This is a genomic window from Thiosulfativibrio zosterae, from assembly GCF_011398155.1.
Classification (GTDB): Bacteria; Pseudomonadota; Gammaproteobacteria; order Thiomicrospirales; family Thiomicrospiraceae; genus Thiosulfativibrio; species Thiosulfativibrio zosterae.
On the sequence record NZ_AP021888.1, the window covers coordinates 935281 to 960712 of the forward strand.

General features: G+C 40.3%; 27 protein-coding genes and 1 pseudogene. 24 read left to right on the plus strand and 4 right to left on the minus strand.

Going from position 1 to position 25432, the window contains the following annotated elements; all coding sequences use genetic code 11:
• The first annotated feature begins 503 nt into the window (after positions 1 to 503).
• The 13 genes and pseudogenes from THMIRH_RS04035 (at position 504) to htpG (ending at position 12211) form a co-directional block, all read left to right on the plus strand.
• Positions 504 to 791, plus strand: a complete 288-nt coding sequence (locus THMIRH_RS04035; RefSeq protein ID WP_173290884.1) for a transposase — start codon at positions 504 to 506, stop codon at positions 789 to 791.
• Positions 788 to 1399: pseudogene (locus THMIRH_RS12160) on the plus strand (IS3 family transposase); the annotation flags it as partial. The gene THMIRH_RS04035 and the pseudogene THMIRH_RS12160, both read left to right, overlap by 4 nt.
• Positions 1400 to 1438: 39 nt before the next feature.
• Positions 1439 to 1696: an integrase core domain-containing protein gene (locus THMIRH_RS12185; RefSeq protein WP_425335810.1), complete on the plus strand. Its 258-nt coding sequence runs from the start codon at positions 1439 to 1441 to the stop codon at positions 1694 to 1696.
• A gap of 192 nt (positions 1697 to 1888) precedes the next feature.
• Positions 1889 to 2203, plus strand: coding sequence for a DUF6626 family protein (locus THMIRH_RS12190; protein ID WP_425335809.1), 315 nt, complete (start codon positions 1889 to 1891; stop codon positions 2201 to 2203).
• A 670-nt stretch (positions 2204 to 2873) separates the two neighbouring features.
• Positions 2874 to 3050 (plus strand): H-NS family nucleoid-associated regulatory protein, encoded by a 177-nt coding sequence (locus THMIRH_RS04050; RefSeq protein WP_173290886.1) that lies wholly within the window; start codon positions 2874 to 2876, stop codon positions 3048 to 3050.
• Positions 3047 to 3922, plus strand: coding sequence for a class I SAM-dependent methyltransferase (locus THMIRH_RS04055; protein ID WP_173290887.1), 876 nt, complete (start codon positions 3047 to 3049; stop codon positions 3920 to 3922). The genes THMIRH_RS04050 and THMIRH_RS04055 overlap by 4 nt, the downstream gene beginning before the upstream one ends.
• A gap of 224 nt (positions 3923 to 4146) precedes the next feature.
• On the plus strand, positions 4147 to 4578 hold the full coding sequence (locus THMIRH_RS04060; RefSeq protein WP_173290888.1) for a DUF6641 family protein: 432 nt from the start codon (positions 4147 to 4149) through the stop codon (positions 4576 to 4578).
• Positions 4579 to 4854: 276 nt separating this feature from the next.
• Complete coding sequence (gene tadA / locus THMIRH_RS04065; RefSeq protein WP_173290889.1) at positions 4855 to 5376, plus strand: tRNA adenosine(34) deaminase TadA; 522 nt, start codon at positions 4855 to 4857, stop codon at positions 5374 to 5376.
• Positions 5377 to 5526: 150 nt separating this feature from the next.
• Positions 5527 to 6102 (plus strand): chemoreceptor glutamine deamidase CheD, encoded by a 576-nt coding sequence (gene cheD / locus THMIRH_RS04070; RefSeq protein WP_173290890.1) that lies wholly within the window; start codon positions 5527 to 5529, stop codon positions 6100 to 6102.
• A 10-nt stretch (positions 6103 to 6112) separates the two neighbouring features.
• On the plus strand, positions 6113 to 8209 hold the full coding sequence (locus THMIRH_RS04075) for a chemotaxis protein CheA (protein WP_173292383.1): 2097 nt from the start codon (positions 6113 to 6115) through the stop codon (positions 8207 to 8209).
• A gap of 173 nt (positions 8210 to 8382) precedes the next feature.
• On the plus strand, positions 8383 to 8973 hold the full coding sequence (locus THMIRH_RS04080; RefSeq protein ID WP_173290891.1) for a hypothetical protein: 591 nt from the start codon (positions 8383 to 8385) through the stop codon (positions 8971 to 8973).
• Positions 8974 to 9208: 235 nt separating this feature from the next.
• Positions 9209 to 10099: a hypothetical protein gene (locus THMIRH_RS04085; protein ID WP_173290892.1), complete on the plus strand. Its 891-nt coding sequence runs from the start codon at positions 9209 to 9211 to the stop codon at positions 10097 to 10099.
• A 216-nt stretch (positions 10100 to 10315) separates the two neighbouring features.
• On the plus strand, positions 10316 to 12211 hold the full coding sequence (gene htpG / locus THMIRH_RS04090; RefSeq protein ID WP_173290893.1) for a molecular chaperone HtpG: 1896 nt from the start codon (positions 10316 to 10318) through the stop codon (positions 12209 to 12211).
• A 63-nt stretch (positions 12212 to 12274) separates the two neighbouring features.
• On the opposite strand, the gene THMIRH_RS04095 is transcribed toward htpG, so the two are convergent.
• From THMIRH_RS04095 to flgA, 4 genes are all read right to left on the minus strand, one after another.
• The gene (locus THMIRH_RS04095) at positions 12275 to 12847 is read right to left on the minus strand and encodes a PilZ domain-containing protein (RefSeq protein WP_173290894.1); all 573 of its coding nucleotides are present in this window, start codon (positions 12845 to 12847) and stop codon (positions 12275 to 12277) included.
• A 117-nt stretch (positions 12848 to 12964) separates the two neighbouring features.
• A complete protein-coding gene (locus tag THMIRH_RS04100; RefSeq protein ID WP_173290895.1) occupies positions 12965 to 13447 on the minus strand; it encodes a flagella synthesis protein FlgN in 483 nt (160 codons plus the stop codon).
• Between the two features lie 20 nt (positions 13448 to 13467).
• Positions 13468 to 13779, minus strand: coding sequence for a flagellar biosynthesis anti-sigma factor FlgM (gene flgM / locus THMIRH_RS04105; protein WP_173290896.1), 312 nt, complete (start codon positions 13777 to 13779; stop codon positions 13468 to 13470).
• A gap of 149 nt (positions 13780 to 13928) precedes the next feature.
• Positions 13929 to 14702, minus strand: coding sequence for a flagellar basal body P-ring formation chaperone FlgA (flgA, locus tag THMIRH_RS04110; RefSeq protein WP_173290897.1), 774 nt, complete (start codon positions 14700 to 14702; stop codon positions 13929 to 13931).
• Positions 14703 to 14840: 138 nt separating this feature from the next.
• On the opposite strand from flgA, the gene THMIRH_RS04115 reads away from it, so the two are divergent.
• From THMIRH_RS04115 to THMIRH_RS04165, 11 genes are all read left to right on the plus strand, one after another.
• The gene (locus THMIRH_RS04115; RefSeq protein ID WP_173290898.1) at positions 14841 to 15812 is read left to right on the plus strand and encodes a chemotaxis protein; all 972 of its coding nucleotides are present in this window, start codon (positions 14841 to 14843) and stop codon (positions 15810 to 15812) included.
• An 11-nt stretch (positions 15813 to 15823) separates the two neighbouring features.
• Positions 15824 to 17248 (plus strand): hypothetical protein, encoded by a 1425-nt coding sequence (locus tag THMIRH_RS04120; RefSeq protein ID WP_173290899.1) that lies wholly within the window; start codon positions 15824 to 15826, stop codon positions 17246 to 17248.
• A 338-nt stretch (positions 17249 to 17586) separates the two neighbouring features.
• Positions 17587 to 17988 (plus strand): flagellar basal body rod protein FlgB, encoded by a 402-nt coding sequence (gene flgB, locus THMIRH_RS04125; RefSeq protein ID WP_173290900.1) that lies wholly within the window; start codon positions 17587 to 17589, stop codon positions 17986 to 17988.
• A gap of 6 nt (positions 17989 to 17994) precedes the next feature.
• The gene (gene flgC, locus THMIRH_RS04130; RefSeq protein ID WP_173290901.1) at positions 17995 to 18405 is read left to right on the plus strand and encodes a flagellar basal body rod protein FlgC; all 411 of its coding nucleotides are present in this window, start codon (positions 17995 to 17997) and stop codon (positions 18403 to 18405) included.
• A 12-nt stretch (positions 18406 to 18417) separates the two neighbouring features.
• Positions 18418 to 19110, plus strand: a complete 693-nt coding sequence (locus tag THMIRH_RS04135; RefSeq protein WP_173290902.1) for a flagellar hook assembly protein FlgD — start codon at positions 18418 to 18420, stop codon at positions 19108 to 19110.
• An 80-nt stretch (positions 19111 to 19190) separates the two neighbouring features.
• The gene (locus THMIRH_RS04140; protein WP_173290903.1) at positions 19191 to 20879 is read left to right on the plus strand and encodes a flagellar hook protein FlgE; all 1689 of its coding nucleotides are present in this window, start codon (positions 19191 to 19193) and stop codon (positions 20877 to 20879) included.
• 350 nt (positions 20880 to 21229) lie between these two features.
• Positions 21230 to 21970 carry a flagellar basal body rod protein FlgF gene (locus THMIRH_RS04145; protein WP_173290904.1) on the plus strand — a complete coding sequence of 247 codons (741 nt, stop codon included), beginning with the start codon at positions 21230 to 21232 and terminating at the stop codon, positions 21968 to 21970.
• A gap of 26 nt (positions 21971 to 21996) precedes the next feature.
• Positions 21997 to 22788: a flagellar basal-body rod protein FlgG gene (flgG, locus tag THMIRH_RS04150; RefSeq protein ID WP_173290905.1), complete on the plus strand. Its 792-nt coding sequence runs from the start codon at positions 21997 to 21999 to the stop codon at positions 22786 to 22788.
• A 25-nt stretch (positions 22789 to 22813) separates the two neighbouring features.
• Complete coding sequence (locus THMIRH_RS04155) at positions 22814 to 23539, plus strand: flagellar basal body L-ring protein FlgH (protein ID WP_173290906.1); 726 nt, start codon at positions 22814 to 22816, stop codon at positions 23537 to 23539.
• 275 nt (positions 23540 to 23814) lie between these two features.
• Complete coding sequence (locus tag THMIRH_RS04160) at positions 23815 to 24912, plus strand: flagellar basal body P-ring protein FlgI (RefSeq protein ID WP_279585852.1); 1098 nt, start codon at positions 23815 to 23817, stop codon at positions 24910 to 24912.
• Positions 24913 to 24936: 24 nt separating this feature from the next.
• On the plus strand, positions 24937 to 25410 hold the full coding sequence (locus THMIRH_RS04165) for a rod-binding protein (RefSeq protein ID WP_173290907.1): 474 nt from the start codon (positions 24937 to 24939) through the stop codon (positions 25408 to 25410).
• Positions 25411 to 25432: the final 22 nt, after the last annotated feature.

The following is a 25432-nucleotide window of genomic DNA, read 5'->3' on the forward strand; positions in this document are numbered from 1 at the left end:
AATTCCTTCCATACATCAAAGACTTATGTGGAAATGTAAGATAATTGTTATTTTATTATGTTTTATGAGTGGCGCTAAATTATGAGTTAAAGTGTCAGCTTCGCTAACACTACTTGTGCCGTTTGTTCATTCGCTTGCGCTCAATCACATACAGCACTACGTATTTTTTCTTGTATCGTTATTGATGTGGCTCATTTAGATTGTGTTTAGCCATAAGAAGGCTTAAGCAGCCTTCTAACAGCTTTTAGCGTCTCATTTGAGTTGCTATCAGCCACTGTGTAACAAGCCTTCTTAGCGTACCGCTAAGTTTCGATATGGTTGGGCGATTACCGTTTACTTGCCTAAGTACCAACGCAACTACGTAGCATTACACAGTGTGCTACGCAGCTTCTGCGGTTTCATCATCCACAGACTTAACATGCGTCTTGTTTTGTATAGTGTTGTGGCTACACTATTTCGTACCTAGATGATGTTATAAAATCATCATCCAAAGGAGACCCGAAATGGCCAATGCAAAATATGACCCTGAACTCAAAAAAGAAGTGATTGACGCTATCGTTAATGGCGGAAGAAGTTCAGCCCAAGCTGCCAGAGATTATGAGTTACCAGTAACCGTTGTTTACACATGGGTTCGTGCGCATAAACTTAAAAATGATTTGGCAGTGATTCCAAATCAATCTGAATCTCTAGAGCAAGAAAATAAACGGCTCAAAAAAGAACTTGCTCAAGCCAAGATGGAGCGAGATATCTTAAAAAAAGCCACCGCATACTTCGCCAGCCTCGACAAGTGAAGTATGTCTGGATACAAAAGCATCGAGAAGAATTCCTGCTTGCGCTGATGTGCAAGGTATTAAAAGTGCCTATCAGCAGCTTTCATAGCTGGCTAAAACTGGATTTGACAGATAAGGTCGGCGAACAAAAAGATAATGCTGACTTGATTAAAGATGCCTTTACCACCTTAAAAGGAAATGCAGGAGCAAGAGGCATAAAAGGTTATTTAGCCAACGAAAAGAAAGTGACGATGAGTCGGCGAAAAATCGCACGAATCATGAGAGAACAAGGCCTAATCGTGCAAACTCGTAAGAAGTTTAAGAAAGCCAATAGTGCGGCGATTAATGACCCCAAAATAAAGCCAAACCTACTCAAACGTGAGTTTAAAGTCTGCTATATCAACCAAGTATGGGTTGGTGACATAACACAAGTAAAAACCCAGCAAGGCTGGATGTACTTGGCGACCTACATCGACCTCTACTCAAGAAAAGTAGTCGGCTGGGCATTAGAATCACACATGCGTTCTGAGCTGATTGAAACCGCATTAAAAAGAGCCTTGTAGAATCGTAAGCCCCCTAAAGGACTGATGGTTCACACTGACCAAGGTAGTCAATTTATCAGTAATGATTATCGCAAACTGATTGCCCATTGGAGCATTAAGCAAAGCATGAGTCGTCGTGGAAATTGTTGGGATAATGCCGTCATTGAGAGCTTCTTTAAGTCTTTCAAAACAGAAACAATTTACCAGCTTAAAAAAATAATAAGCCAACAAGAAATGCGCTGGCTGGTTTCAGAATATATGGGTCACTACAACCATATCAGACCACACAGCTCGAACGGTTATATTTCACCGGCAAAATTCGAGAAATTGAGACTAGACCGACTAAAAGAAATTGAAGAAAATCTAGGTACGAAAAAGTGTTGACACTCCAAAGCGATTACGAAGCTACCGCTTTTGAACGCCTCTGCTAGAACGTTGCGTGTGCTGACAAAATCCGTTGGCTTCAACCTTCGTTGGCAAACTCGATGTCGTTTAGTTGGGCACTGTGTGCAGATAAATACACGGCAATACTTACAAGCTGTGCATATTGTTATTTATCAACTGAGGAAGAAAAGGATGCAGAAAACGGTTCTAAACGATGTATTTGAGTTATTGGTGCAGATTGGCGCTGTTAGCAGCGAAAGTGAGTTCAGCAAAGATTGGCTGTGTAGAAGCGAGTGCTACATGCGTACGCTGCGTTTTAAGCGTGTCAAACCTAGTGTGGGCACATTGGCTATATGTGCAAGCAAATTACAGCACTACGGACGCTGTATGACGGTGACAGAACGCCATACACAGCTTGGAAAGCGTTTTATTGAGCTGAGCGAACAGTGTCACAAGCAGATTAATAGTGATGCTGTAGGATGGTGGAAAGACGAGGTGAGGGTTTGACGCATAGCACTGTAGCTTCAACTCAACAGCCTCGTCATCCGAAATTGGGTTTTAAGTAGTAAATTTTCGTGCTGCGGTTTTCTGCGGTGGAGTACTTACAGAAGTGGGGTGGTGATTTTGCATCAGTACACTCTGCTAGTTGCTAAATAACAGTATGAACAAGACAGCACTACAAGATATACAGCAATCCTTAAACGCTATACGTGGTGAGATAGAACGTGTTGATGACGAAACTAAGTGGGCGGCACTAGAGTTAATGCTAACTACTAGCAGTAGCGTTGTGGCACTCGCAAAGAAGATGGCTAAACCAGAAACAAAGACTGTCACACGCACTGTAACAGTGCCTAAGACGAAGATAGTCAAACAAGAACCACAGCAGCAGACTACATCAAAAGACACAGAACGAACAGACTTTACACCTATTCGTCCACAGCCACCGTTACCAAATCAACAAGACGACAGAGACAGACGTTAAGAATCAATCCAAAGCGTACAGTTTGTAGCTGTTTGACTGTGTGGTTGACGCAATGACTGACTGGCATAGTGAGACGCTGTGCAAATACTTCTCCCTTAAAATCATTACACTACAGCAAGCGTAGAAAAAACGTGCTGTTCATTCCCTTAACAAATCTATAATATAAGACTGAAACATAACCAACGGAGGTGTGTGATGAAATCTTATGACGAGTTGAAAGCTGAAATGGAAGCAATTCAGCAGCAGATGGTTGAAGCTAAGAAGAACGAACGTGCTAACGCACTGAAGGAAGTAAAACGTCTTTGTAAAGAGTTTGGCTTTACTGCTGGCATGTTAAAAGGATCATTGGCCAAAGGAAGAGGCGTACAATGAAAGAGCGTATAAAAGATAAACTAAGAAAATATAAGCTGATAGTGTCTCTTTACAGAAAATTAAGGGGAACGAAAAGAGAAGGAACTGGCTGGGAGAAAGTCGCAAAGCAACTAAAAGATAAACAAATTTTATTTTGTAAAGACAACCCATCTGTTGAAACACTTCATTTAGAAATCGACCAAATCAATAAAAAACAGATCAGCGAATGGGGAGCGATGGTTTATTGTGGTGGAGCCTTGTATCAAGGCTACAACAAACTCGGATTGTTTGGTGTCAAACCAACTGAAGATAGGTTGGAACGTTATGACGCATTTCGTTACATTAATTCAGAAAGTTGTGTTCTTGATATTGGTTCTAATGCTGGATTTATGAGTTGCGAAATTGCAACAAAGGCGAAAAGCGTATTAGCTTTAGAGTACAACAATTATCTTAATGAGATAGGGCGGGCAACAGCTAATCATCTTGATCTAAAAAATGTTGAGTTTCTAGATAAAGACTTTCAGAAATTTTCGTCGGAAAGACGTTTTGACTGTGTTCTATCTTTATCAAACCACCATACCATCGACGGTGGGCTAAATATCTCATTTGAGCAATACATTAACAAGATTTATAACCTTATGGCTGACGGTGGTATTTTGTTATTTGAAAGTCATAACGTTTGGGTTGATGACTCAGATTTGGCGGAAAAATTTAAAATAGCTAGTAAGTATTTTGAACTTGAAAGAAGTAAGATGGTTGAAGCTTTCTTTAAGCCAGACATTGATAAACTTTTTGCAGTTTTTCGTCGCAGAGATCAAATTTTTAATGGGGATAGTTTGCTTAATTTTGACTTCAGTAAAGCAATCGAAGCATACGATTTTATTGAATATTGATCGGAAACAATTCTGTTTTTTTATTTTGTATAACATACAAAGAAACAGAGTATTAAGTTAGCTGTAGTTGAACGTGCAATGCACAACATTGGTAGAGACGCAGCGCCAGCATTTAAGCCTAAAGCATCTAAGCTAGATAAGTTTCTGAATACATATGACTAATCTTCGGATGACAGCCTCGGAACTCTGAAAGCACAATGCCTTTAGCTAATAAGGAGGCTGTTATGTCTGTACTTGATACACTAAATTTCGTTGCTTTTAACCCACTTCAAAGTAGTAACCCTATCGCTGTTCGTCGTCGCAAGCTGATTGCAAAGATTGATGAACAAATCCAACTTGCAGCAAATAAAGATTACACACCTACGCAACACAAGTGGGTTACTGACGAACATGGTAATCAACGCAAAGTGGAGGTTGCCAAACGTGTTAAGCGTTGGTGGACTGCTAGTGTTGATGGAAAGATTAATCTTGTAGTGCGCTATGGAAGCAAGCCTTTAGAGTTTGCCAAAGGCAAGAATGCAATCGAACTAGCTACTGAAGCAGAAGTTGCTGATGTGCTAGCTAAGGTGCGCGAAGCTGCTGAATATGGTGAGTTAGACACACTTATTGAACAACAAGCGCAGTTTGGCAGACGAGTGACACAAAAGAAAAAATGACAAGTTATATGGTGAACGTGTTTGGTTAAAGCACGTTCTTCGTCTTACAATGTGCAACAAGGGATTGCGTAAACTATTGAATTGCAATAGTTGCACAAGCGCAAATAAAACGTGCAAAGTAGTGGTAGACTTACACATTACTTACACGCTAACTATTATTATGTGGTAAATGATTGATATTAAACAGGAAATTATCAATGTTACTACTGAGTGGGAATAGACATTAAAAAGGCTTTCTGACGAAAGCCTTTTTTATAGCGTTCAAAAGAGTTTTTAATGATTCCTATTTGTCCAGAGAACCTAAGTCAAGCCGAGCAAGATGCTTTTTGGATGAGCTATGCGATGGATTTGGCGCAGAAAGCTGAAGAGGCTGGAGAAGTGCCGGTTGGCGCGGTTTGTGTTAAAGATAATCAATGGGTTTCTGAAGGGTTTAATGCTGTCATTCATCAAAATGATCCGACAGCACATGCTGAAGTCTTGGCTTTAAGAGCAGCGGGACAAGTGATTAAAAACTATCGATTAATTGATTTAACTCTTTACGTTACTTTAGAACCCTGTTCTATGTGTGCAAGTGCTTTGGTTCATGCCAGAGTAAAGCGTTTGGTATATGGGGCTAAAGACCTTAAAACTGGCGCAGTGGACTCTGTGTTTCAGTTAACTAACTCCTCATTGTTAAATCATAAGATAGAATCGGTGCAAGGGGTTTTAGAGGATAAGTGTTCTGCACAGCTCAGTCTGTTTTTTAAAAAACGCCGTGATGAGAAGAAGCGTGAGAAACAGCAGTTGTTGCCAAAATAAAAGAATTAAACGCCTTTAAAATGGCAGTATAAATAAATCTTGTGAGGGATTTTGAACTAATACTTGCGTGCTTAATGAATAAATGCGAGTATTATTACTATTAATTTTTTAAGGCTTAAATTAAAATTCATTTAGGTATTTATACTCAATATGCAAATCAGTATTGATCCAGCGGAAGGCATAAAAACAATTAAGATTCTGCCGGGTGAATTTTATGTCACTCGTGAAAACGAACGCATTGAAACTGTGCTGGGTTCCTGTATTTCTGCTTGTGTTAGAGATCCCATCAGTGGGGTGGGCGGCATGAATCATTTCATGTTACCGGTTGATAAAAACTCCACAGGTGCTTCAGAACTTTCAGATGCGAATCGTTATGGTAACTATGCCATGGAAAACTTAGTAAATGCTTTGTTAAACAATGGTGCAAAACGCGAGCGACTAGAATTTAAGTTATTTGGTGGTGGAAGAATAATGAATTCCATGACTAACATAGGTTGGTACAATATTGGCTTTGCATTTGACTATGTGTACACAGAAGGCTTTAAAATAGTTTCGCAAGATATTGGCGACATATATCCACGCAAAATTTTGTTTTATCCCAACAGTGGCCGAGTTCGTGTTAGACGACTCAATGCCATGCACAATCAGTCATTAGCGGCTGAAGAAACGCGTTATATTAATAATATCGGCACAAAACCTGTTGAAGGCGATGTGGAACTTTTCTGAGGAAGTGATTATGGACATGATGGAAACATTTCGACAAACCTATCTTGAAGAGAGCTTTGAGGGCTTGGATGTCATGGAGACTGGGTTGTTGAATCTCCCGCCAGGAGTCCCAGACAACGAAAAGATTAATGAAATCTTTAGAGCAGCTCACTCAATTAAGGGTGGAAGCGGCACTTTTGGTTTTACTGAAATTGCTGGATTTACCCATGTCCTAGAAACCTTATTGGATGAAATGCGCGATGGTCGTCGAGAAGTTACTCAGCCATCTATTGATGTTATGTTGGCAGCTGTTGATGTCTTAAGAGATATGCTATCGCGTTTACAAAATCATGATCCCATTGACGAAGAAAGAGCTGCTGAAGTTCAGGGGCAATTAGAAGCCATTCTGGGTATGGGCTCTGATCATTCTGAAGCGGCCACTGCAAGCGCTTCGCCTGCTGCTGAAAGTGCACCTGCTACTGTTGATTCTGATGGTATTTGGAAAATTAAAATTATTCCTGAGAAAGAGCTTATTCAAACGGGCAATGAGCCAATTAGAATTTTTAGAGAGTTAGAAACACTGGGCAAACTCTCAGTATTTGCGAATGACGAAAACTTACCATCTGCCGATGATTTAGACCCTGAAGAGCTGCATTTATCATGGGATTTAGAATTAACGGGTGAGTCAATTGCCCTTGCTGATGTGAAAGAAGTCTTTGAATGGATTGACGGCGACGGTGCGCAAGTAACTATCGTTGCGCCAGAAGTTAAAGCAGCACCAGTAGCGGCTCAACTTGAAGTGGTTAAACCAGCGGCTGCTCCAGTTGCCGTGGCACCTGCTGCAGAAGCAGCTAAAGTTGCCGAAAAACCCGGTGGAGCCGCTCAGTCTGCCAAAGCACCACCTAAGCAAGATGGTTCTATTCGTGTTGATTTAAGCAAAATCGATCAAATGGTGAACTTGGTTGGTGAATTGGTTATTACTCAATCAATGCTTAGTCAGTTTGGCGAACAGGCTGAACAAGCTGAACAGGGTGGTGAAAACGCTACCGACTGGGTAGATAAACTGAAAGAAGGTTTAACTCACCTTGAGCGTCACACGCGTGATTTGCAAGAAAGTGTTATGAATATTCGTATGTTACCAGTGAGCTTTGCATTTAACCGTATGCCTAGAATTGTGCATGATGTGAGCCAAAAATTAGGTAAGCAGATTGAACTGGTGATGGAAGGTGAAGGCACTGAATTAGATAAAACGATGTTAGAGGCCTTAACAGATCCATTGGTACATATTGTTCGTAACTCGATTGACCATGGTATTGAAAGCCCAGAAGTTAGAAGAGCAGCCGGTAAACCTGCGATGGGGACTGTTAAAATGGCTGCTTTCCACCAAGGTGGCAATATCTTAATCCAGATTACGGATGATGGTGCAGGGATTAATGTTGATCGTGTTCGTCAAAAAGCCATTGAAAAAGGCATTATTGATGCAGAACACAAGATGTCTGAAGATGACATTGTTGATTTAATTTTTCATGCAGGCTTCTCAACAGCGGATGTGGTGAGTGATATTTCTGGTCGTGGTGTTGGTATGGATGTGGTTCGTCGTAACATTCGCGGCTTGGGTGGCTCTGTAGAAGTGCACACCGAAAGAGGTAAAGGCAGTGTGTTTACGATTCGTTTACCTTTAACATTGGCTATTTTGGATGGACAGTTGGCAAGTGTTGGGTCGGAAGTTTATGTATTCCCGCTAGTGTCGATTGTTGAATCTATCCAGGTGGATAAATCTTTGGTGAAATCCGTTGCGGGTAATACAGAACTTTACAAGTTAAGAGATACCTATATTCCTGTGATTCGTTTACATCACAAATTAGGCGTTAAGGATGCCAGAACAGACTTAACCAAAGGCTTGTTAGTGGTCGTTGAAGAAAACGGTAAGCGTGCAGGTGTGTTTGTAGATGACTTATTAGGTCAGCAACAAGTGGTTATTAAAAGTTTAGAAAGTAATTTTATGAAAATAAACGGTATTGCTGGTGCAACCATTCTTGGGGATGGTACAGTTTCTTTAATATTGGATATTTCTGAGACACTTTCTAGTCATAAAGGTGGGACTTACCATCAACCTCAAGTTGCTTAAACCCTTTTAAGTGGCATAAAAAAACCTTCAATTTTGAAGGTTTTTTTGTTTATGGCCTTTTTATGTTGATTACCTCAATAAAGGTTTGTTTTGCAAAATCAAAAAAATGCTTACTTTAATGACATTAGTCGTTAAAATACACAGATGGTTAATCGATAAGAAACGAGGGTACGATGGCTTCACACGAAAATGAATATGCATTAGGGGCAAAAGAAGTTCAAGAAACGATTTTGATATTAAACTTATCCATCGCCCAAATAGAGTTGTCGATTACCGAAGGTGACCACTCGGTGAATACTTTGATAGACTCGTTTACTTTTATGTCTAATCATATTCACAGTATCCAAGAATCTTCGCGATTAATATCAGAAATGTCAGGCAATGTTGATGGCATTCAAGAGCATAACGATTCTTTGTTATTGCAGACTGGTGAGTTAGCTGAAAAAATGCAACAAGCCATTATGGCATTTCAGTTTTACGATAAACTCAGCCAGCGTTTAGACCATGTTTCAAAAGGTTTAACGGGTTTAGCAGAAATTGTTTCTAACGAAATGCATGTTAAAAATGCCGAACAATGGGAAAGCTTCAAAGTTCAAGTGCGTCGTGGTACGACTATGAGAGAAGAAGAGGAATTGTTTGAGTTGATTTTTGATCAACAATTACCTGGTGATAAAGCGATTGAAATTATGAAGGTACGTATGCTTGAGCGCATGCAAAATCAAACGGCTGCAGAACAAGATGAAGAGGAAATAGAATTTTTCTAATCCTGTAAACCAAGCGTCTACACCAAATTATCAAAAAGCCCCGATTGGGGCTTTTTGCATTTTAGACCTTTTTAATGGCTAAGTTTGACTTTGGCTTATTCTCTGATAAAAAAAATGAATTTTCTTTATTCAGTAAAGTTTATAACAATGGCAAAGTTGTATATAAATAAGAATGCAGTGATTGCTTAAAACAAATGAATTTATTTAAGTCATTGCAAATATAAAAGGATATTTCATGAAAAATTTTAGAACAATTCAGTTGCCAACGTTGGCTTTAGCTGCAATTTTCGTTGCTCCAAGTGTTTGGGCAGATACCTATCAACCTTTTGTATTGGCAGAGACAACTGCTGATTCAGTTGCCGCAGCTTCAGATAAGGCTAAAAGCAGTTTAGTTGGGCAAGGCTTTGAAGTCGTTGGAGAGTATGCGCCAAACGACGCTACCCATATTCTAGTGGTTACAAATGCGACTTTAAAATCCCTAGCAGCCAATTCTGAGAACGGTGGTTTTGGTGCAATTGAAAGAGTGGCTGTGGTCAATCGAGCGGGTAAGGTGGAAGTTTCTTATACCAATCCAACCTACCAGTTTAACGCTTACCGTATGAAAGGCGATATTTCTGGCGTGCAAACGGCTATGGAAAAAGCGTTGGGTAACGTTTCCACTTATGGCGCGGATGAAGGTTTGTCTGCAGAAGATTTGCGTGAATATCATTATAAAATGATGATGCCTTATTTTGATGATGAAGATAGATTGGCTTCTTATGGGTCTTATGAAGAAGCCTTGAAAACAGTCGAAGCAGGTTTGCAGGCTAAAAAGTCTGGCGTTGCAAAAGTCTATCGTGTCGATATTCCAGGCAAAAATATGTCGGTTATTGGGGTTTCTTTGTCACAAAAAGAAGGTTCAGATGCCAATATTCTGGCTCAAATTGATCAAAATGGTCATTCTCATGCCGCACACTTACCTTACGAGATTTTAGTGGTTGAAGACAGAGCCATTGCTTTAAATGGTAAGTTCCGTATTGCCATTAACTGGCCGAGTTTGTCTATGATGGGTTCTGGCAGCTTCATGTCCATTGCGAATGCACCTGATCACATCAAAGAAGCCTTAGAAACAGTTGCTGAAAAATAGAAATTTTTAGAGATTTTTAATGGTGTTTGACTTGTCCATTTTTTCGATTTGCTAGCGCTATTAATGATTCCTCCTTGAAACCCATTTGGTATTAAATGGGTTTTTTTTTGCCTAAGACTTGAAAAAGTGAGGGCTGTCCTTATTGATTAGGTACTTATCAAGCCTTTGCAACTCAGCAAAGAGTGTATTCGTTAGTCAATTAAATGGAGAATATTAATGAGCCAAACCGAAACTCATGCCTTTCAGACGGAAGTCAAACAACTGTTAAAGTTGATGATTCATGCCTTGTATTCTAATAAAGAGATTTTCTTAAGAGAGTTGATTTCAAATGCTTCTGATGCGTTGGATAAATTGCGTTTCGAATCGGTGTCAAACGATGCTTTAACCGAAGGCGAAGCAGAGCTTGCCATTACTCTAAGTTATGACAAAGAAGCAAAAACCATTACGCTAACTGATAATGGTATAGGGATGACGCGTGATGAGGTGATTGCAAATATTGGAACGATTGCCAACTCAGGGACTAAAAAATTCTTAGAAAGTTTATCAGGAGATCAAGCTAAAGATTCACGCTTGATTGGACAGTTTGGGGTTGGTTTTTACGCCTCGTTTATTGTTGCTGATAAAGTCACTTTAACGACTCGCCGTGCAGGGGATGTTGCTCAAAATGCAACGCGTTGGGTTTCTGAGGGTGAAGGTGACTACACTTTAGAAACGGTTGAAAAACCAACCAAGGGGACTGAAATTGTTTTGCATCTTAAGGAAGATATGGATGAGTTTTTAGATGATTATCGTCTAAAAAATATCGTGACGACTTATTCAGACCATATCAGCTTCCCAATTAAAATGATTAAATCTGAGTGGGATGCCGAAGCTAAAGAAATGAAAAGCACTGGTGAGTTTGAGCAGGTTAACAAAGCAACGGCTATTTGGACTCAGCCAAAGTCTGAACTCACGGATGAAGAATACAATAATTTCTATCAAACCCTATCACACGATTATGAAGCGCCTTTAGCACATATTCATAATAAAGTGGAAGGCACCTTGGAATACACCTCGTTATTGTATATCCCTAAGAAAGCACCTTTTGACCTTTACGACCGTGATCGTCGTTATGGTTTAAAGTTGTATGTAAAACGCGTTTATATTATGGATGATGCTGAACAACTCATGCCGACTTATATGCGCTTTGTTCGTGGTGTGATTGACTCTAATGATTTACCTTTGAATGTATCGCGTGAAATTCTGCAAAGCAATAAGGTGGTTGATAAGATTCGTTCTGCTTCGGTGAAGCGTGTATTGGATCATTTGACCAAGTTGTCTAAAGAAGAAGATGCTAAGGATTATGAAGCTTTTTGGGATCAGTTTGGAAATGTCATCAAAGAAGGTGTGATTGAAGATTTTGCTAACAAAGACAAGATAGCTGGTTTATTACGTTTTGCTTCAACCGCAAATGATGGTCAAGCTCAGCAAAGAGTTTCTCTGCAAGCCTACATCGACAGAATGAAGCCAGAGCAAGAGCATATTTATTACATCACAGCAGATACGCATTCAGCAGCGGCAGGAAGTCCTCATCTTGAGATGTTCCGCAAGAAAGACATTGAAGTCTTGTTGTTGTCAGACCGTATTGATGAATGGTTGGTTTCTCACTTAACTGAATTTGAAGGCAAAAAATTAAAGTCAGTGACTTCAGCAGATTTAAAAGAGTTTGAAGAAGAAGCGGAAAAGAATCTTTCTGAAGAAGATAAAAAATCTCGTGAAGCCTTAACTGAAAAAGTTAAAGCCGCAATCAGTGATTTAGTGTCTGATGTTAAGGTCACTGCCAGATTGACTGATTCTCCCGCCTGTGTGGTGAGTCCAGAAGGCGAAATGTCAGCGCATATGGCTCGTATGATGGAACAGCTGGGTCAATCTGTACCTGCACAAAAGCCTGTCTTAGAATTAAACCCGGATCATGCTTTGGTTAAAAAACTGGATACATTTACGGATGAATCCAAAATTAAAGAATGGTCATTGTTTTTGCTAGAGCAAGCGCAATTAGCAGAAGGCAATCAGCTTGAAAAACCTGCTGAATTTATCAAACGCATGAATCAGTTATTGATTGAAGTGATTTAATATTTAGCAAATACTAAAAGGGCTCGTTAAGAGCCCTTTTTTTTGCCAATAAAATGGTAAAGATTATTTTTCTCGACTCAATCTAGCCATCTCGATTTCTTTGCTTTGAATAAAGTAAACCAATTTACGACGGTCATCTTCAGACAGTTTTGCATACTCTAAGGCAACCATTGAACAATTAGCACATGACTTTCCTGGCATCACTTTAACAATGTTACAACGCACTAAAATGGGTGATTCATCTTTTAAAGGTTGAATTAATAAATCAATCTTATCATTGATAGTTACAGTTTCTTCAACATCAAAGGCTAAACCGCTGGCGCTGAGGTTGACCATGCGTTGTGGGATTGCTTTAGTCAGTTGTTTTTGATCAACTGTCTGTAAGATAAAGTTAATTTTGCTGTTGATGGCTGTTAATGCAGTTGCCATGAGTAGGCTTTTTGAACCTATTTGATTGATGATGTCATTAATCTGCTCGTCAAGTTGGCCAAGATTTTCTAAAAAGTATTTTTCAATATAAGAGGTATCTGGCGACGAGGGCAAAGGGTGTGCTTGAGCTTCTTCAGCTGAAATCACGCGATAACTACAAGGTAGGGTGACATCTAAACGAAAAAAAGAGCGTTGATCCATCGACATTGTTGAAGCCTCATTTAAAATTTCTAAAAAGTGTAACTGTGTTTAGGCTTAAAGTGAAGCAGAAAGTGAGCCAAATGGGGCTTATCATCCAGAAAGTAGAAAACTGAGTCGAAATATTTAGGCTTTACCTAGAGAGGTTTGCATTTTGGATTTTTGTCTTTCGCCAGAAGCCCCATAGACTTGACTGGAGGGAGATGTTTGGCCCGTTAAAATATTCAATGAAACTTGATTGATATTATTTAAGGTTTGAACGGTCATGCCATTAGCCATATTCATATCGTGACATTCATTAGTAAGCGCAATTAATTTTTTGAAGCTTTTTTGAAGTTCTTTTGACAGGGTGGGAAAGATGTCACTTTCTAGCCAAGCGTCTAACGTTTTGGGTGTTTCACTGCCTAGACAGAGATTGAATTGTTTAAAGCTTGCTTCAATGGTTTCAGACAGGGCAGATTTTTTTTCTAATAATTCAGGCAGGGTTTCAATATTGAATTTTTTTAGGATATTAGACTCTTGTTGCAAAACTTCTTTAAACTTTGACAAAGCATCTAATAGTTGACGAGTTTTAAGGATGAGGGCTTGTTCGTCAACTAGATGATTCATGTAGATGCTTCCGTCTTAAGTTATGCACCAGCGAACATTGATTCGGTTTGAATCAATTTTGAGGCAATATTTTGTGCATTAATCTGATAGCTGCCATCTTTAATGGCCGCTTTGATTGCTTCAATGCGCGCTGTTTGATCAATTTTGCTGTCAGCTGCTTTGGCTTCTAATTCTTTTGCCTGAGATGACATATTGGTCAAAGTCACTTTGTCAGTTGACTTTGCAGAGCCTGAGCCTTGGTTGTTAAGACCGCCAGCTGGCTTTTCTTGGTTGCGAACAGCGTCGTTGGCACGGCTGTTAACTAAACTTGGATTTAAACTTTTAATGTCCATGATGGTAACCCTCAATAATCCCTGTGTATTCTATCAATATTATATTTTTATGTCTTTATATCTTTCTTAAAATAGTTAACGGCTGGCCTTGAGATAACTTTAACAAAATATCATCTTTTTTTGAGTATTTTCAGCGGTTTAAATTTTAGTTATGGAATCCATACGGTGTTGGGAGCAATAACTATACCTTTAACGCGTTTTTGTGAAGATAAATTTTTCACAGTGACCTGTTCTTGCTCTACCGCATCACTTAAAGCAACCCCTTTTGTTTCGATATTAATATCGCCAATATGGGTCACAAGATTAACGGGTTTGTCTTTAAAAACCCAGTAGGGCGGTAGTACATCTTTTAAGGTAATGATGGTATTGGGACTTATATTTTTTTTGGCACGATACCCCAAAACTTTTTGCAATTGGGTAAAAGCACCGCGTTTTACTTTTTGGTAAGGAACCAGTACCGTTGCAATATCGTCTTTTTTAATAACGGCAGACTTTAAAATTCCTTGAGTGCTCATGATGACTGGCAAATCTCCTTCAACCTTAGCGGTCATATAGATTGACCAGTCGGGATTTTCACAGCTGACCTTAAAGGTATTTCGACCTGCTATGTCTGTTGGGTTTTTGTCTAGGAGATCAGGGGTGGTGGTACATTGTTGAAATCTAAGATGTTTACTTAAAGTTTGTATCTCAATTTTAACATTAAACAATTGTTGGTCAGTTTTTTGCTTAAGGTGTTCTAGAACCAATTGGTAGAGGCTTTCAGGAGACTGAAGTGGCGTATTTTCCTCTGCGGAATGCGCAGTTTGAGTGAAAAATATACTCAAAAACAACCCAAAAATAACCAGGCCTGGTTGTTTTTGAGAGTGTTTTAAGCGTTTTGGTGCGCTCCACAGAGTTTGCAGCGGTGTTCTCCAAAAAGACATGGTTTACTACTTTGGCTTTATTGCTTTAGTGGTTAAGAGATTTCAGTTATATTAACTGAATTGACATTAAATGGGTAGGTTTAGTCCCCATTTGAATAAGGGCTTCGGCCGCATTGAAATTGAAAAAGAGGAATTAGCATGTCTAGTTTTCTAAAAGGGGTTGACCAGCGTACTTCGCTTGCCGGTATGAACCGCATGGAGTTATTGCTGTTTAAAATACATGGTGATCAGCTGTTTGGTATCAATGTGTTTAAGGTGAGAGAGGTGATTCGAACACCTTTTATTTCCCCCGTGCCCAAGTCGGACTCAAGGATTGTTGGGGTGTCTGACATTCGTGGTCAAACCATGCCCATGATTGACTTGGCAAGAGCTTTGGATTTAGAGCCGGTTGATATGAATGCCTATCGCGAAACCCTAACAATCGTGACTGAATTTAACAGTTCTGTGCAGGGTTTCTTGGTTGAAGATGTTGACCGCATTGTGCATTTGCGCTGGGAAGATATTTTGGCACCGCCGGAGTCCTTGCAAAATGTCAACTATTTGACGGGTATTACGCGTGCGCAAAATCAAATTGTTGAAATTGTTGATGTTGAAAAAGTGTTGGCAGAGGTTTCGGGTAGACAAGAAGAAATGACACCAGAATTCTTAGAAGCAAATCAGTCAAAAACCAAAGACCATGATTTCTTTGTGTTGGGTGCAGATGATTCTGTGGTGGCGCGAAACCAACTTAAAACAACCCTTGATAAGCTGGGTATTGCCAATCGTATTATGAATAACGGGCGTTTAGCCTTAGAGTTTTTGAAAAAATGGGCGGACGATGCGGACAAAGGCATTTCTCCTCCAGTGGGTGAAAGACTTTTAATGGTGATTTCAGACATTGAAATGCCAGAGATGGATGGCTATACCTTAACCACCAATATTCGCAAAGATCATCGTTTATCGGATTTATATGTTGTGTTAAGTTCATCACTCAGTGGTGGTTTTAACGAATCTTTAACCGAGAAAGTTGGTGCCAACCGCTTTATGTCTAAATGGCATCCCGAAGAATTGGCACAAGCCATTATTGACCGAATTGACGAAGTCACCGCGCAGGGTTGGTCTAAAGACTAGAGGGATTGGAATTGAAGGCTGTTCAAAATTTTGTTGCATTGCTGTTTTTGAGTGTGTTGGGCAATTCTGTTTGTATGGCAGAGGCGCCAAATCGCTCAGACTTCTTGAATTATGAAGATAGCCCGCCAGAGAATGCCTTTAAATTTCAACTGCCCAAGCCAAGTTTAGTCCCGCTGGAAAACCGAAAAACGCTTGATGGTTCTGAGGTGTTGCCGGTTCAAGAGGTGATTAGGTATGAAAATCGTTGTGTTCATGCCAAGGGCACGGCTTCTACTGAGGGCGTCAGTGAAGCGTTTGCCAGACAAATGGCAATCCGTGATGCCTTAAAAAATGCCAGCATGCAAAATAATGTGAAAGTGAGTGCCACTCAAGAAATGGAGAACTTTCGCTTAACCAAGGCCTCAGAAAGATTCACCACGCAAAGCAAAGTTCAACAATATCAAATCACCCGTGAAGGGATGATGGAGTTGAATTTTGAAAACCAATATGACCAATATGGTGAAGAAATTAAGGATGCTGAAAAAAAGGCCTCAACCACCTATGAAGTTGAATTGGATGTTTGCTTAACTGAAGATCCGGCAGCTTGTAATCAAACCCCTGGAAATCAGTACCAATTAAAGTTAGCCGTTGCTCAGGTAGCCATGGACCCAAATCAAGGACAAAGTGTTTCTGATATCAGCAATTTATTGCGAGGTTACCAATTAGAGTTGGATCGCCGTTTAACTTTGCAAGGGTATCAAAATAAAGAGATGATTGAAACTGGATCAAATGTGTATCCTAATTTGGGTTTAACCCCTAATTTGTCGCCAGATGTTTTGGATCCAATACGGGATCGTACTGGGGCGCAATATTTACTGGTCTCTATTATTCGTTCGGCGTCAAGACACAATGACGACTCTAATACCTGGAACAATATTAAGCGTTTTTACAATCAAGAAATAAAGCCCAATGCTCGATATATAGAGCTGGATTGGTATTTGATAGACTTGATGAATCATAGGGTTCAAGCGCAAGATAGATTGGGATTTGATGTCAAAGGTAATGTGACCGTGGGGCGTGAAAAACCTTTTGGTACCAATGCATTTTTTGACACAGATACTGGCATGGTTTTTCATGCTCTGCTAGAACAACAAACGCAAGGCGTGATGCAAAGTTTGCATTGCTTAGCGCTTGAAACGCAAATTATTGATAAGCGAGATGGCGATATTATTATATTTTTGTCAGCAGATTCTGGCGCACAGGTGGGTGACACCTTGGCGGTTTATCATAAATTTGGTAATGCCATTCGTTTTCAGGGCGTTGATTTAGGGGTTGATAGTGAACCTTCTGGTTTTCTGAAAATTAAACGGATTCAAAATAAATTTGCAGTGGCGACCATAGAAAGCCAGCAAGGCCAAGGGTTAATTGATGTGGGAGATCTGGTGAAAGCCTGGTAGTCGAAAGTTTGACACTATTGATTACCTTTAAACTCCCCCTAATTTTGACCAGGCCTGGTTAATTTAATAACTTCAACGGAAGTTTTTCAGTCGAACACTGGCAAAACTTGCCGAATTTATAGAAATAATTGCCTTTTTAGGCAATTTTTTTGGTTTTTTCATTAAAGTTTTTCTTCTTCCTGCCGAAAGGCGTCCTTCTTTCGGTTTCTTTAGCGTTATTTTTCATTTTTTTTCAAAAAAGTTTCAAATTGGCATTCTCATTGCTAAATCCTAAGCAAATATAAAAATACTTTGCATGACCAGATGGCCAACTCCTTAAGAGTTGAAAGGATAGAAAAATGGAATCAATTTTTGGACTACATGAAAGAGCTTTACAAGTGCGTTCTGAACGCCAGCAAGTGCTTGCCAATAATTTAGCCAACGCCGATACCCCAAACTTTAAAGCACGCGATGTCGACTGGCGCAAACAGTTATCTGCGGCGCAGGATGATATGCAACGCACGCCCTACAAACCAGATATGCAAAAAACCAATTCCAGACATATTGATGGTTTTGCGGATTTTACGACAGAAGACTACCTAAAGTTTCGTATGCCGACTCAAGCAGCCTTAGACGGCAATACAGTTGAAGCGCATATTGAGAAAGCTCAGTTTATGGAAAATGCCATGCAATACCAAGCGTCGCTTGAATTTATTAACGGCAGAATCACCGGTATTCGCGGTGCGTTGAGAGGGGAGTAATAAATCATGTCCATGTTTAGAACCTTAGATATTTCAGCCACAGGCTTACACGCACAAACAATTCGATTAAATACCATCGCGTCTAATATGGCCAATGTGGACAGCATTAGTTCTAATGCCCAAGACACTTTTAGAGGCAAAAAACCTGTGTTTGAAACCATTATGGATGAAGCCACTGGCTTACCTGCCGGGGGCGTTAAAATCAAAGACATCGTAGAAAACAAAGCACCTCTCAAAATGGAATATATGCCAAACCATCCCATGGCAGACGACAAAGGCTATATCTATCGCCCTAATGTCAATGTGGTTGAAGAAATGGCCGATATGATGAGTGCTTCAAGAACTTACCAAACCAATATTGAAGTGATGAACACTTCAAAACAATTATTACTTCGCACCATTCAAATGGGCAAATAGGAGGGTTAGAAAATGGCAACCGTATTACCAACCACTGGCGTTAGTGCATCTGAGTATGCAACAGCTTTGCAACAAGCTTCTAACCCATCGACTTCTGCGCCTAGTAATGCTTTGGGGCAGGCAGATTTTTTAAGACTTTTAACCACGCAGTTAGCTAACCAAGATCCTAATAAACCCATGGATCCAACTAACTTTGTGACGGATTTAACACAGATGAGTCAATTAGAGTCTACCAATCAGATGAATGCATCAGTTTTGGCCATGACCAAAGGTTTTCAATCCTTACAAACCCTACAAGGCGCTGCTTTAATTGGTAAATCTGTTCAGGCTGAAGGCGAGGAAATGAGCCATACGCAAGGCAAAGAAACCAGTTTTAGATTAGAGCCAGATCAGCCGCTATCCGATGTAAAAGTTGTGATTACCAATGAGTTTGGTCCTGTCAAAGAATTGTCATTAGGTGATTTAAATCGTGGTGAGAGCACTCAATCATGGGATGGCTTAGATGAGCAAGGCAATCCGATGGCATCAGGACAATATTCTCTAACCGTTTACGGTACAGATGAAACTGGAGAGCTGCAGTCGATTAAAACGATTGTACCCAGTCAAGTGAAAAGCGTTGGTATCAATACGGATGGAACCATGGCTTTAACATTGGCTACAGGTGAACGAGTTGCGCTAGATGCCGTTCGTGAAATCAGCGAATAACTTCACATAGATTAATCCAAAATTAAAAAATTATTAAAAGGTAGCTCAAAAGCTGCCAAAGCAACCCAAGGAGAATTAACATGGCTGTCGCTTACGATTTAAATGCTTTAAGTGGTATTAATGCCTCTGCAAACGGTTTGGCCGTTATTTCAAACAACCTCGCTAACTCGCAATCAGTTGGTTTTAAAAGTTCAAGAGCTGAGTTTGCGGATATGTTTTCCAACTCACAAAAGTCCCCTGGCAGTGGTGTGAGAGTTGCGGCGATTACCCAAGATTTTTCTCAAGGAACAGTAGCAGGTACAGGCCGTGATTTAGACATGGCGATAGATGGCGAAGGTTTCTTTGTTTTAGAAGATCAAACGGGTAAGTATGACAGTGTTTATACTCGCAATGGTTCATTTAAAATGGACAAAGATGGATATTTGACCACTCAAGAGGGTAATCGTGTTCAAGGGTATATTTTGAACGAAGAGCTGTCAACCGAAACCAAGCCAATATATGACACCACTTTAAACTCAATTGATTTGGATGCTTTAAACAAAACCCCTAAAGCCACCAGTGATATGACTTTTAACATCAACCTAGATGGTCAAGAAGACAATAATGTGGATAACTTTCAAACCCCAAGTGCAGGTTTGATTAATAACTCAGTTGCTGGGACTGACTATGATCCTGTTGCTGGTGTTACTGACCCTACATTAATACCATCAGGCTCAACGCTACCAAATATCCAGAAATTGACGGATCCAGAGACAGAACCTTTTGGGGGGTTTCCCAACTTTTCAACCAATAAAATTATTCATGATTCATTGGGAGGAGAGCATCGTATGACCGCAAATTTTTATAAAAGAGATGTTGTCACGGTTGCTAACTCAGATTTAACCTACGATTCGGCAACTGATACTTACACACAGGAAGCTAATCCTGGAGATGGTGATACCAAATATACTAGCTGGTTGGTTCAATACACAATTGAAGATTATGATGTCGATACAGATTCATGGGTAACTTCTGGGCATAGAGAAGCGTTTGCAGCAGGAATTCCAGCAGGAACTCCTCCAACTCCTTTGAAAGCTGCTTCAGGTGATGCTGGCATGATTTATGAGTTGCGTTTTGATACCAGTGGTCAGTTAATTGATGTGCGTGAGCCTAATATTGCAGCTTTGGCTGCAGATGCCAATTCAACTCCTGTAGGTCAGAATACTGCCAACACGCCTTTGCCTGACGCAAGTTGGACAGTAGCGGGTAGTGCACCCCAAATGCAATGGGTTATAGATAAACCACTTACAGGAGCATATGACCCAGTCGGTACGCCAGGAGATCCTTTAGGGGTTGGGATTACAGCTGATTTTTCAGATATGACTCAATTTTCAGGTTCTTACAATCTGCGTGGTGTGAGCCAAAACGGTTATCAGATTGGGGACTTGGTTGGTTTATCGACTGGTTTAGACGGAATTATTGAAGCCCGTTATTCAAATGGTCGATCCATCCCAGTTGCTCAATTAGCCATTGCGACCTTCTCTGATAAAAATGCCATGGAAAAATTGGGCGGTATGACTTATGCAGAGAGTTATGGTTCTGGTACGGTGAACTTAGGTCAACCTCAACAAAATGGTTTTGGAACCATTCAGGCAGGTTCATTGGAATATTCCAATGTGGATGTTGCGGGTGAACTGGTGAATATGATTCAAATGCAAAGAATGTATCAGGCATCAGCGCAAGTTATTTCAACTTCGCAGCAGCTAACACAAACCATTCTTCAGCTTTAATTAGGTTTTAAAAGTTCTTAATGGGTTAATTTGAGTTGTCAAAAAACCAACACTTTTTAATCTAGTTTTTAAATGATTTGTCAGGCCGGCATCAATTGCCGGCTTTATTTTGCTTAAATCCCTTCTATATAAGCGTATCGGCGCTTTTCTGAATTCTTTAGTTTTATTTTTCTAATAATTGGCACACTCCCTGCTAAATCATTCTTGATAATAAAAAGCGAAAAAACAAAGGTTCGCTAACACACAAGGGAACTGGTTTAACGGAGCAAAGACTCTAAATGAACAGTTCAGTTGGTGGAGGTTTTAAAGCCTTCACCATTTTCAAGATTTTAAGGTATTGGAGTTGAACAATGGATCGCATGTTATATATCTCGATGAGCGGTGCCAAAGAGGCCATGTATGCTCAAGCCAACAATGCTAACAATTTAGCCAACGCCAATACCGACGGTTTTAAGCAAGACTTTAATCAATTTAGAGCACAGCACATGCAAGGCCCAGGTTGGCAAACTCGAACCTATTCGATGGATGAGCGCCCAGCCACCGATTTTACGCCAGGTGCCGTAAAAGTCACCGGACGCAATATGGATGTGATGACGCCCGCTGAAGGTTTTATGGCGATTAATTCGCCAGATGGAAAAGAGGCCTTAACAAGAACGGCTTCTATGCAAGTCACACCAGAAGGCGATTTAGTCGACATTAATGGAAACCCTATGCTAAATGAGGGGGGCGCTCCGATTAACTTGCCACCGTTTAAAGATATTAATATTGGATCTGATGGAACCATTTCAGTGATTCCTGCCGATGCCACCAATAACCAGTTTGTGGCCATTGACCAATTACGCTTGGTTAAACCCGATACCAAACAGCTTGAAAAAGATGAAAGCGGCTTCATCCGCTACACCGGTGACGACAACTTAGAACAGGGTGGTGTCAAGGTGTTATCTGGTGCTTTAGAAACCAGTAATGTCAATACCGCTGAAGCACTGGTGGATATGATTGAGTTTTCCAGAAAATATGAAATGCAGGTCAAGATGATGAAGACCTCTAAAGAACACTCACAAAGCTCTGACAAGCTATTGTCACTTAACTAATTGATTAGATAACCGAGGAATTTAAAATGAACAGAGCACTCTATGTCGCCAAAACGGGTTTAGAAGCACAAGATTTTAGACTTGCGGCTATCTCCAATAACTTAGCCAATGCCAATACTTACGGTTATAAAGCCGGCAGAGCTGAGTTTAACGATTTACTTTACCAAAATGTTCGTCAACCCGGCGCTCAAGCCAACCAAGATGAATCAAGCACTTTGCCATCAGGCTTACAATTGGGTACTGGGGTTAAAGCCATCGGTGTACAAAAAATTCACACCCAAGGTAATGCCATGGTCACAGACAATCAATTGGATGTGATGATTCAAGGCAATGGTTTTTTTCAAGTGCTAGACCAAGATGGCAATATCAACTATACCCGTGATGGTTCTTTCCAAGTCAATCAAAATGGCGATTTAGTGACCTCAGCAGGACATTTGGTCGAGCCCAATATCAATATTCCATTAAATTCAACAGAAGTGTTTATTGCCAGCGACGGTACCGTATCTGCCAAATTACCAGGTGATCCAACGCCCGCACAGTTGGGACAACTGCAATTAGCCACCTTTATTAATCCCGCTGGTTTAGATTCTATAGGTCAAAACTATTACAAAGAATCTTTGGCCAGTGGTACGCCAAATGTTAAAGCGCCGCAGACAGAAGAGGCGGGTTCTCTATTACAAGGTGCTTTAGAGTCTTCCAATGTGAACACGGTAGAAGAATTGATTGGCATGATTGAAGCCCAGCGTACTTACGAAATGAATTCAAAAGCCATCAAAGCCGCAGACGGCATGATGTCTTACTTAAATAACAATGTTTAACCCTAACTAATTCAGGGGAATTAAAATGAAAACCAAATTTAACTTAACTTTATTAGCCACAACCGTTTTAGCAATGACCGTATTAAGCGGCTGTTCTTCAACGCCAGAACGCTTAGAAAAATTTACTTACGAGCCCAATTATCCGTTGAACATTCCACAGGCAAATTTGCCAAAAAATGGCTCTTTGTATCATGCGGGAGAAGGATTAAGTTTATTTGATGATTCTCGTGCCCACAAAGTGGGTGACATCATCACCATTAATTTGGCAGAAAAATTTGATGCTAAAAAGAAAGACGAATCTAAATATGATAAAAGTAACAGTCAAGATTATGGCGTAACAACCCCCCTAAGTATGTTTGGACAAACGCCCATATCACCCATTAGTGCTCCATTTGCCGCAGGTTCTCCAACTGGTTTGGGCATTGGTTATGGCTCTGAAAGTAGTTTTTCTGGTAAGTCAGACGTTAAACAAAACTCTAGTTTAACCGGTGCAATTGCGGTAACGGTTGTCGAGGTGATTCCTAATGGTAACTTGGTTATTCGCGGTGAAAAATGGATTACTGTCCACGAAGGTGAAGAGGTGATTCGTTTTGCAGGCATTATTCGTCCACAAGATATTCGTCCAGACAATACGATTGACTCTGAAAAAGTTGCCGATGTCCGTTTAATCTACAAAGACATGGGAATGTCTGGCGACACAGGTCGTCCTGGGGCATTAACACAATGGCTTAATAAATATTGGCCACTATAGTTAAGTCGTTGTAAAATATAAATATAAGTTTCACACCGGCCTGTTTTTTCAATCTCCTTTTTGACAGGTCGGTTTTTTATTTTCAAAATACGCTCAAACCCCCAAAATTTAACCAGGCCTGGTTGTTTTTGGCGCGTTAAATCGGCTTGATTCGGCCAAATTTCATTTTCTTGAGTTATTTTTTTGCAATTCAATCTTTTGGCATAAGCTGTGCTGTACTTTCCGTAGAACAATAATAAAATCCTAAACAGTTGAAAAAATGCAGGAGAAAACAAATGTTGACCAGAAAGTTTGTCATTTTATTGACGGTATTACTGCTTTGGAGCAGTATCAGTTACGCAGAACGCGTTAAAGATGTAGCCGATGTGGCTGGTGTGCGCTCTAACGCCTTGATTGGTTATGGTTTGGTTGTGGGGCTAAATGGTACGGGGGATAAAACCGCCTATGCAGACCAAAGTTTAATGTCGATGTTAAACAAGTTCGGGATTAATTTACCCGCAGGTACTAAAACCAACTCTAAAAATATAGCCGCTGTTGCGGTGCATGCCGAACTACCCGCTTTTGCAAAACCCGGTCACAAAATTGATGTAACCGTTTCATCTTTGGGTAATGCCAAAAGTTTGCGTGGGGGTACTTTATTGTTAACGCCTTTGAAAGGGGTTGATGGTAATGTTTATGCTTTGGCACAAGGCAATATGATCGTGGGCGGTTTAGATGCTTCGGGAGCGGATGGTTCGAAAATTACCATTAATGTACCCAGCGTGGGTCGTGTTCCCAGTGGTGCCACGGTTGAACGCGAGGTAAATACAGGGTTTGATTTGGGTAATACTATCACGCTTAACCTTAAAAACCCTGACTTCACTACAGCAACGAATTTAATGAATGTGATTAACGAAACCTTGGGTAAAGGGACTGCGGTTGCTTTAGATGGTAATTCAGTAGAAGTGATGGCGCCAAGATTGCCCAGTCAACGTGTTTCATTTTTATCTATGCTTGAAAACTTTGAAGTGACTTCAGGCAGAGATTCAGCAAAAATTATTATTAATTCGAGAACTGGCACAGTGGTGATTGGTGCTGATGTAAAAGTTAGTGCAGCGGCAGTAACGCACGGTAGTTTGGTGGTTAAAATCACTGAGAGCACTGCCACTTCTCAGCCCAATCCTTTAGCGGGAGGCAATACTCAAGTAACCCCTAATAGCGATATCAATGTTGATAAAGGTGACGGTAGAATGTTTAAATTCCCAGAAGGGGTCTCTTTAGACGACATTGTACAAGCGGTTAATAAAGTAGGTGCTGCACCGGGTGACTTGGTTGCCATTTTAGAAGCGCTGAAACAAGCAGGTGCTTTAAAAGCCGAGCTAATGGTTATCTAATTGTTTATCTAAAGGGAGTTGGTCATGAGTGCAATTCAATCTAACCAAACACAACGCTTAAGTGATTACCAAGTTGTTACCGATATTGGCTCTTTGCAAAAGCTCAAAAATCAGGCTAAAGAAGATCCAAAAGCTGCATTGTTGCCAGTTGCTCAACAGTTTGAGGCCTTATTTGTTCAGCAGGTTTTAAAAGAATCGCGTAAAGTACAAATAGACGACGGTTTTATGGAAGGCGATCAGTCTGACTTTTATAAGTCTTGGCATGACGAACAATTGGCGCAACATATTTCTGCTAAAGGAAACCTAGGTTTTGCCGATAAAATAGTAGAGCAGCTTGCACCTAAGTCTTTACCTATGTCACAATCAGAGTTAGAAGCTTACCAGCAAAAATTACAACAAAAACAAAATGCTGCTTTAAATCCCGGTTTATCAGAATCATTGCCAGAGTTAAGTTCTCAAAGCACACAAGGGATTCTAAAACTTCGGGGATTGAATTAATCTTAATTCATTCAATATCATG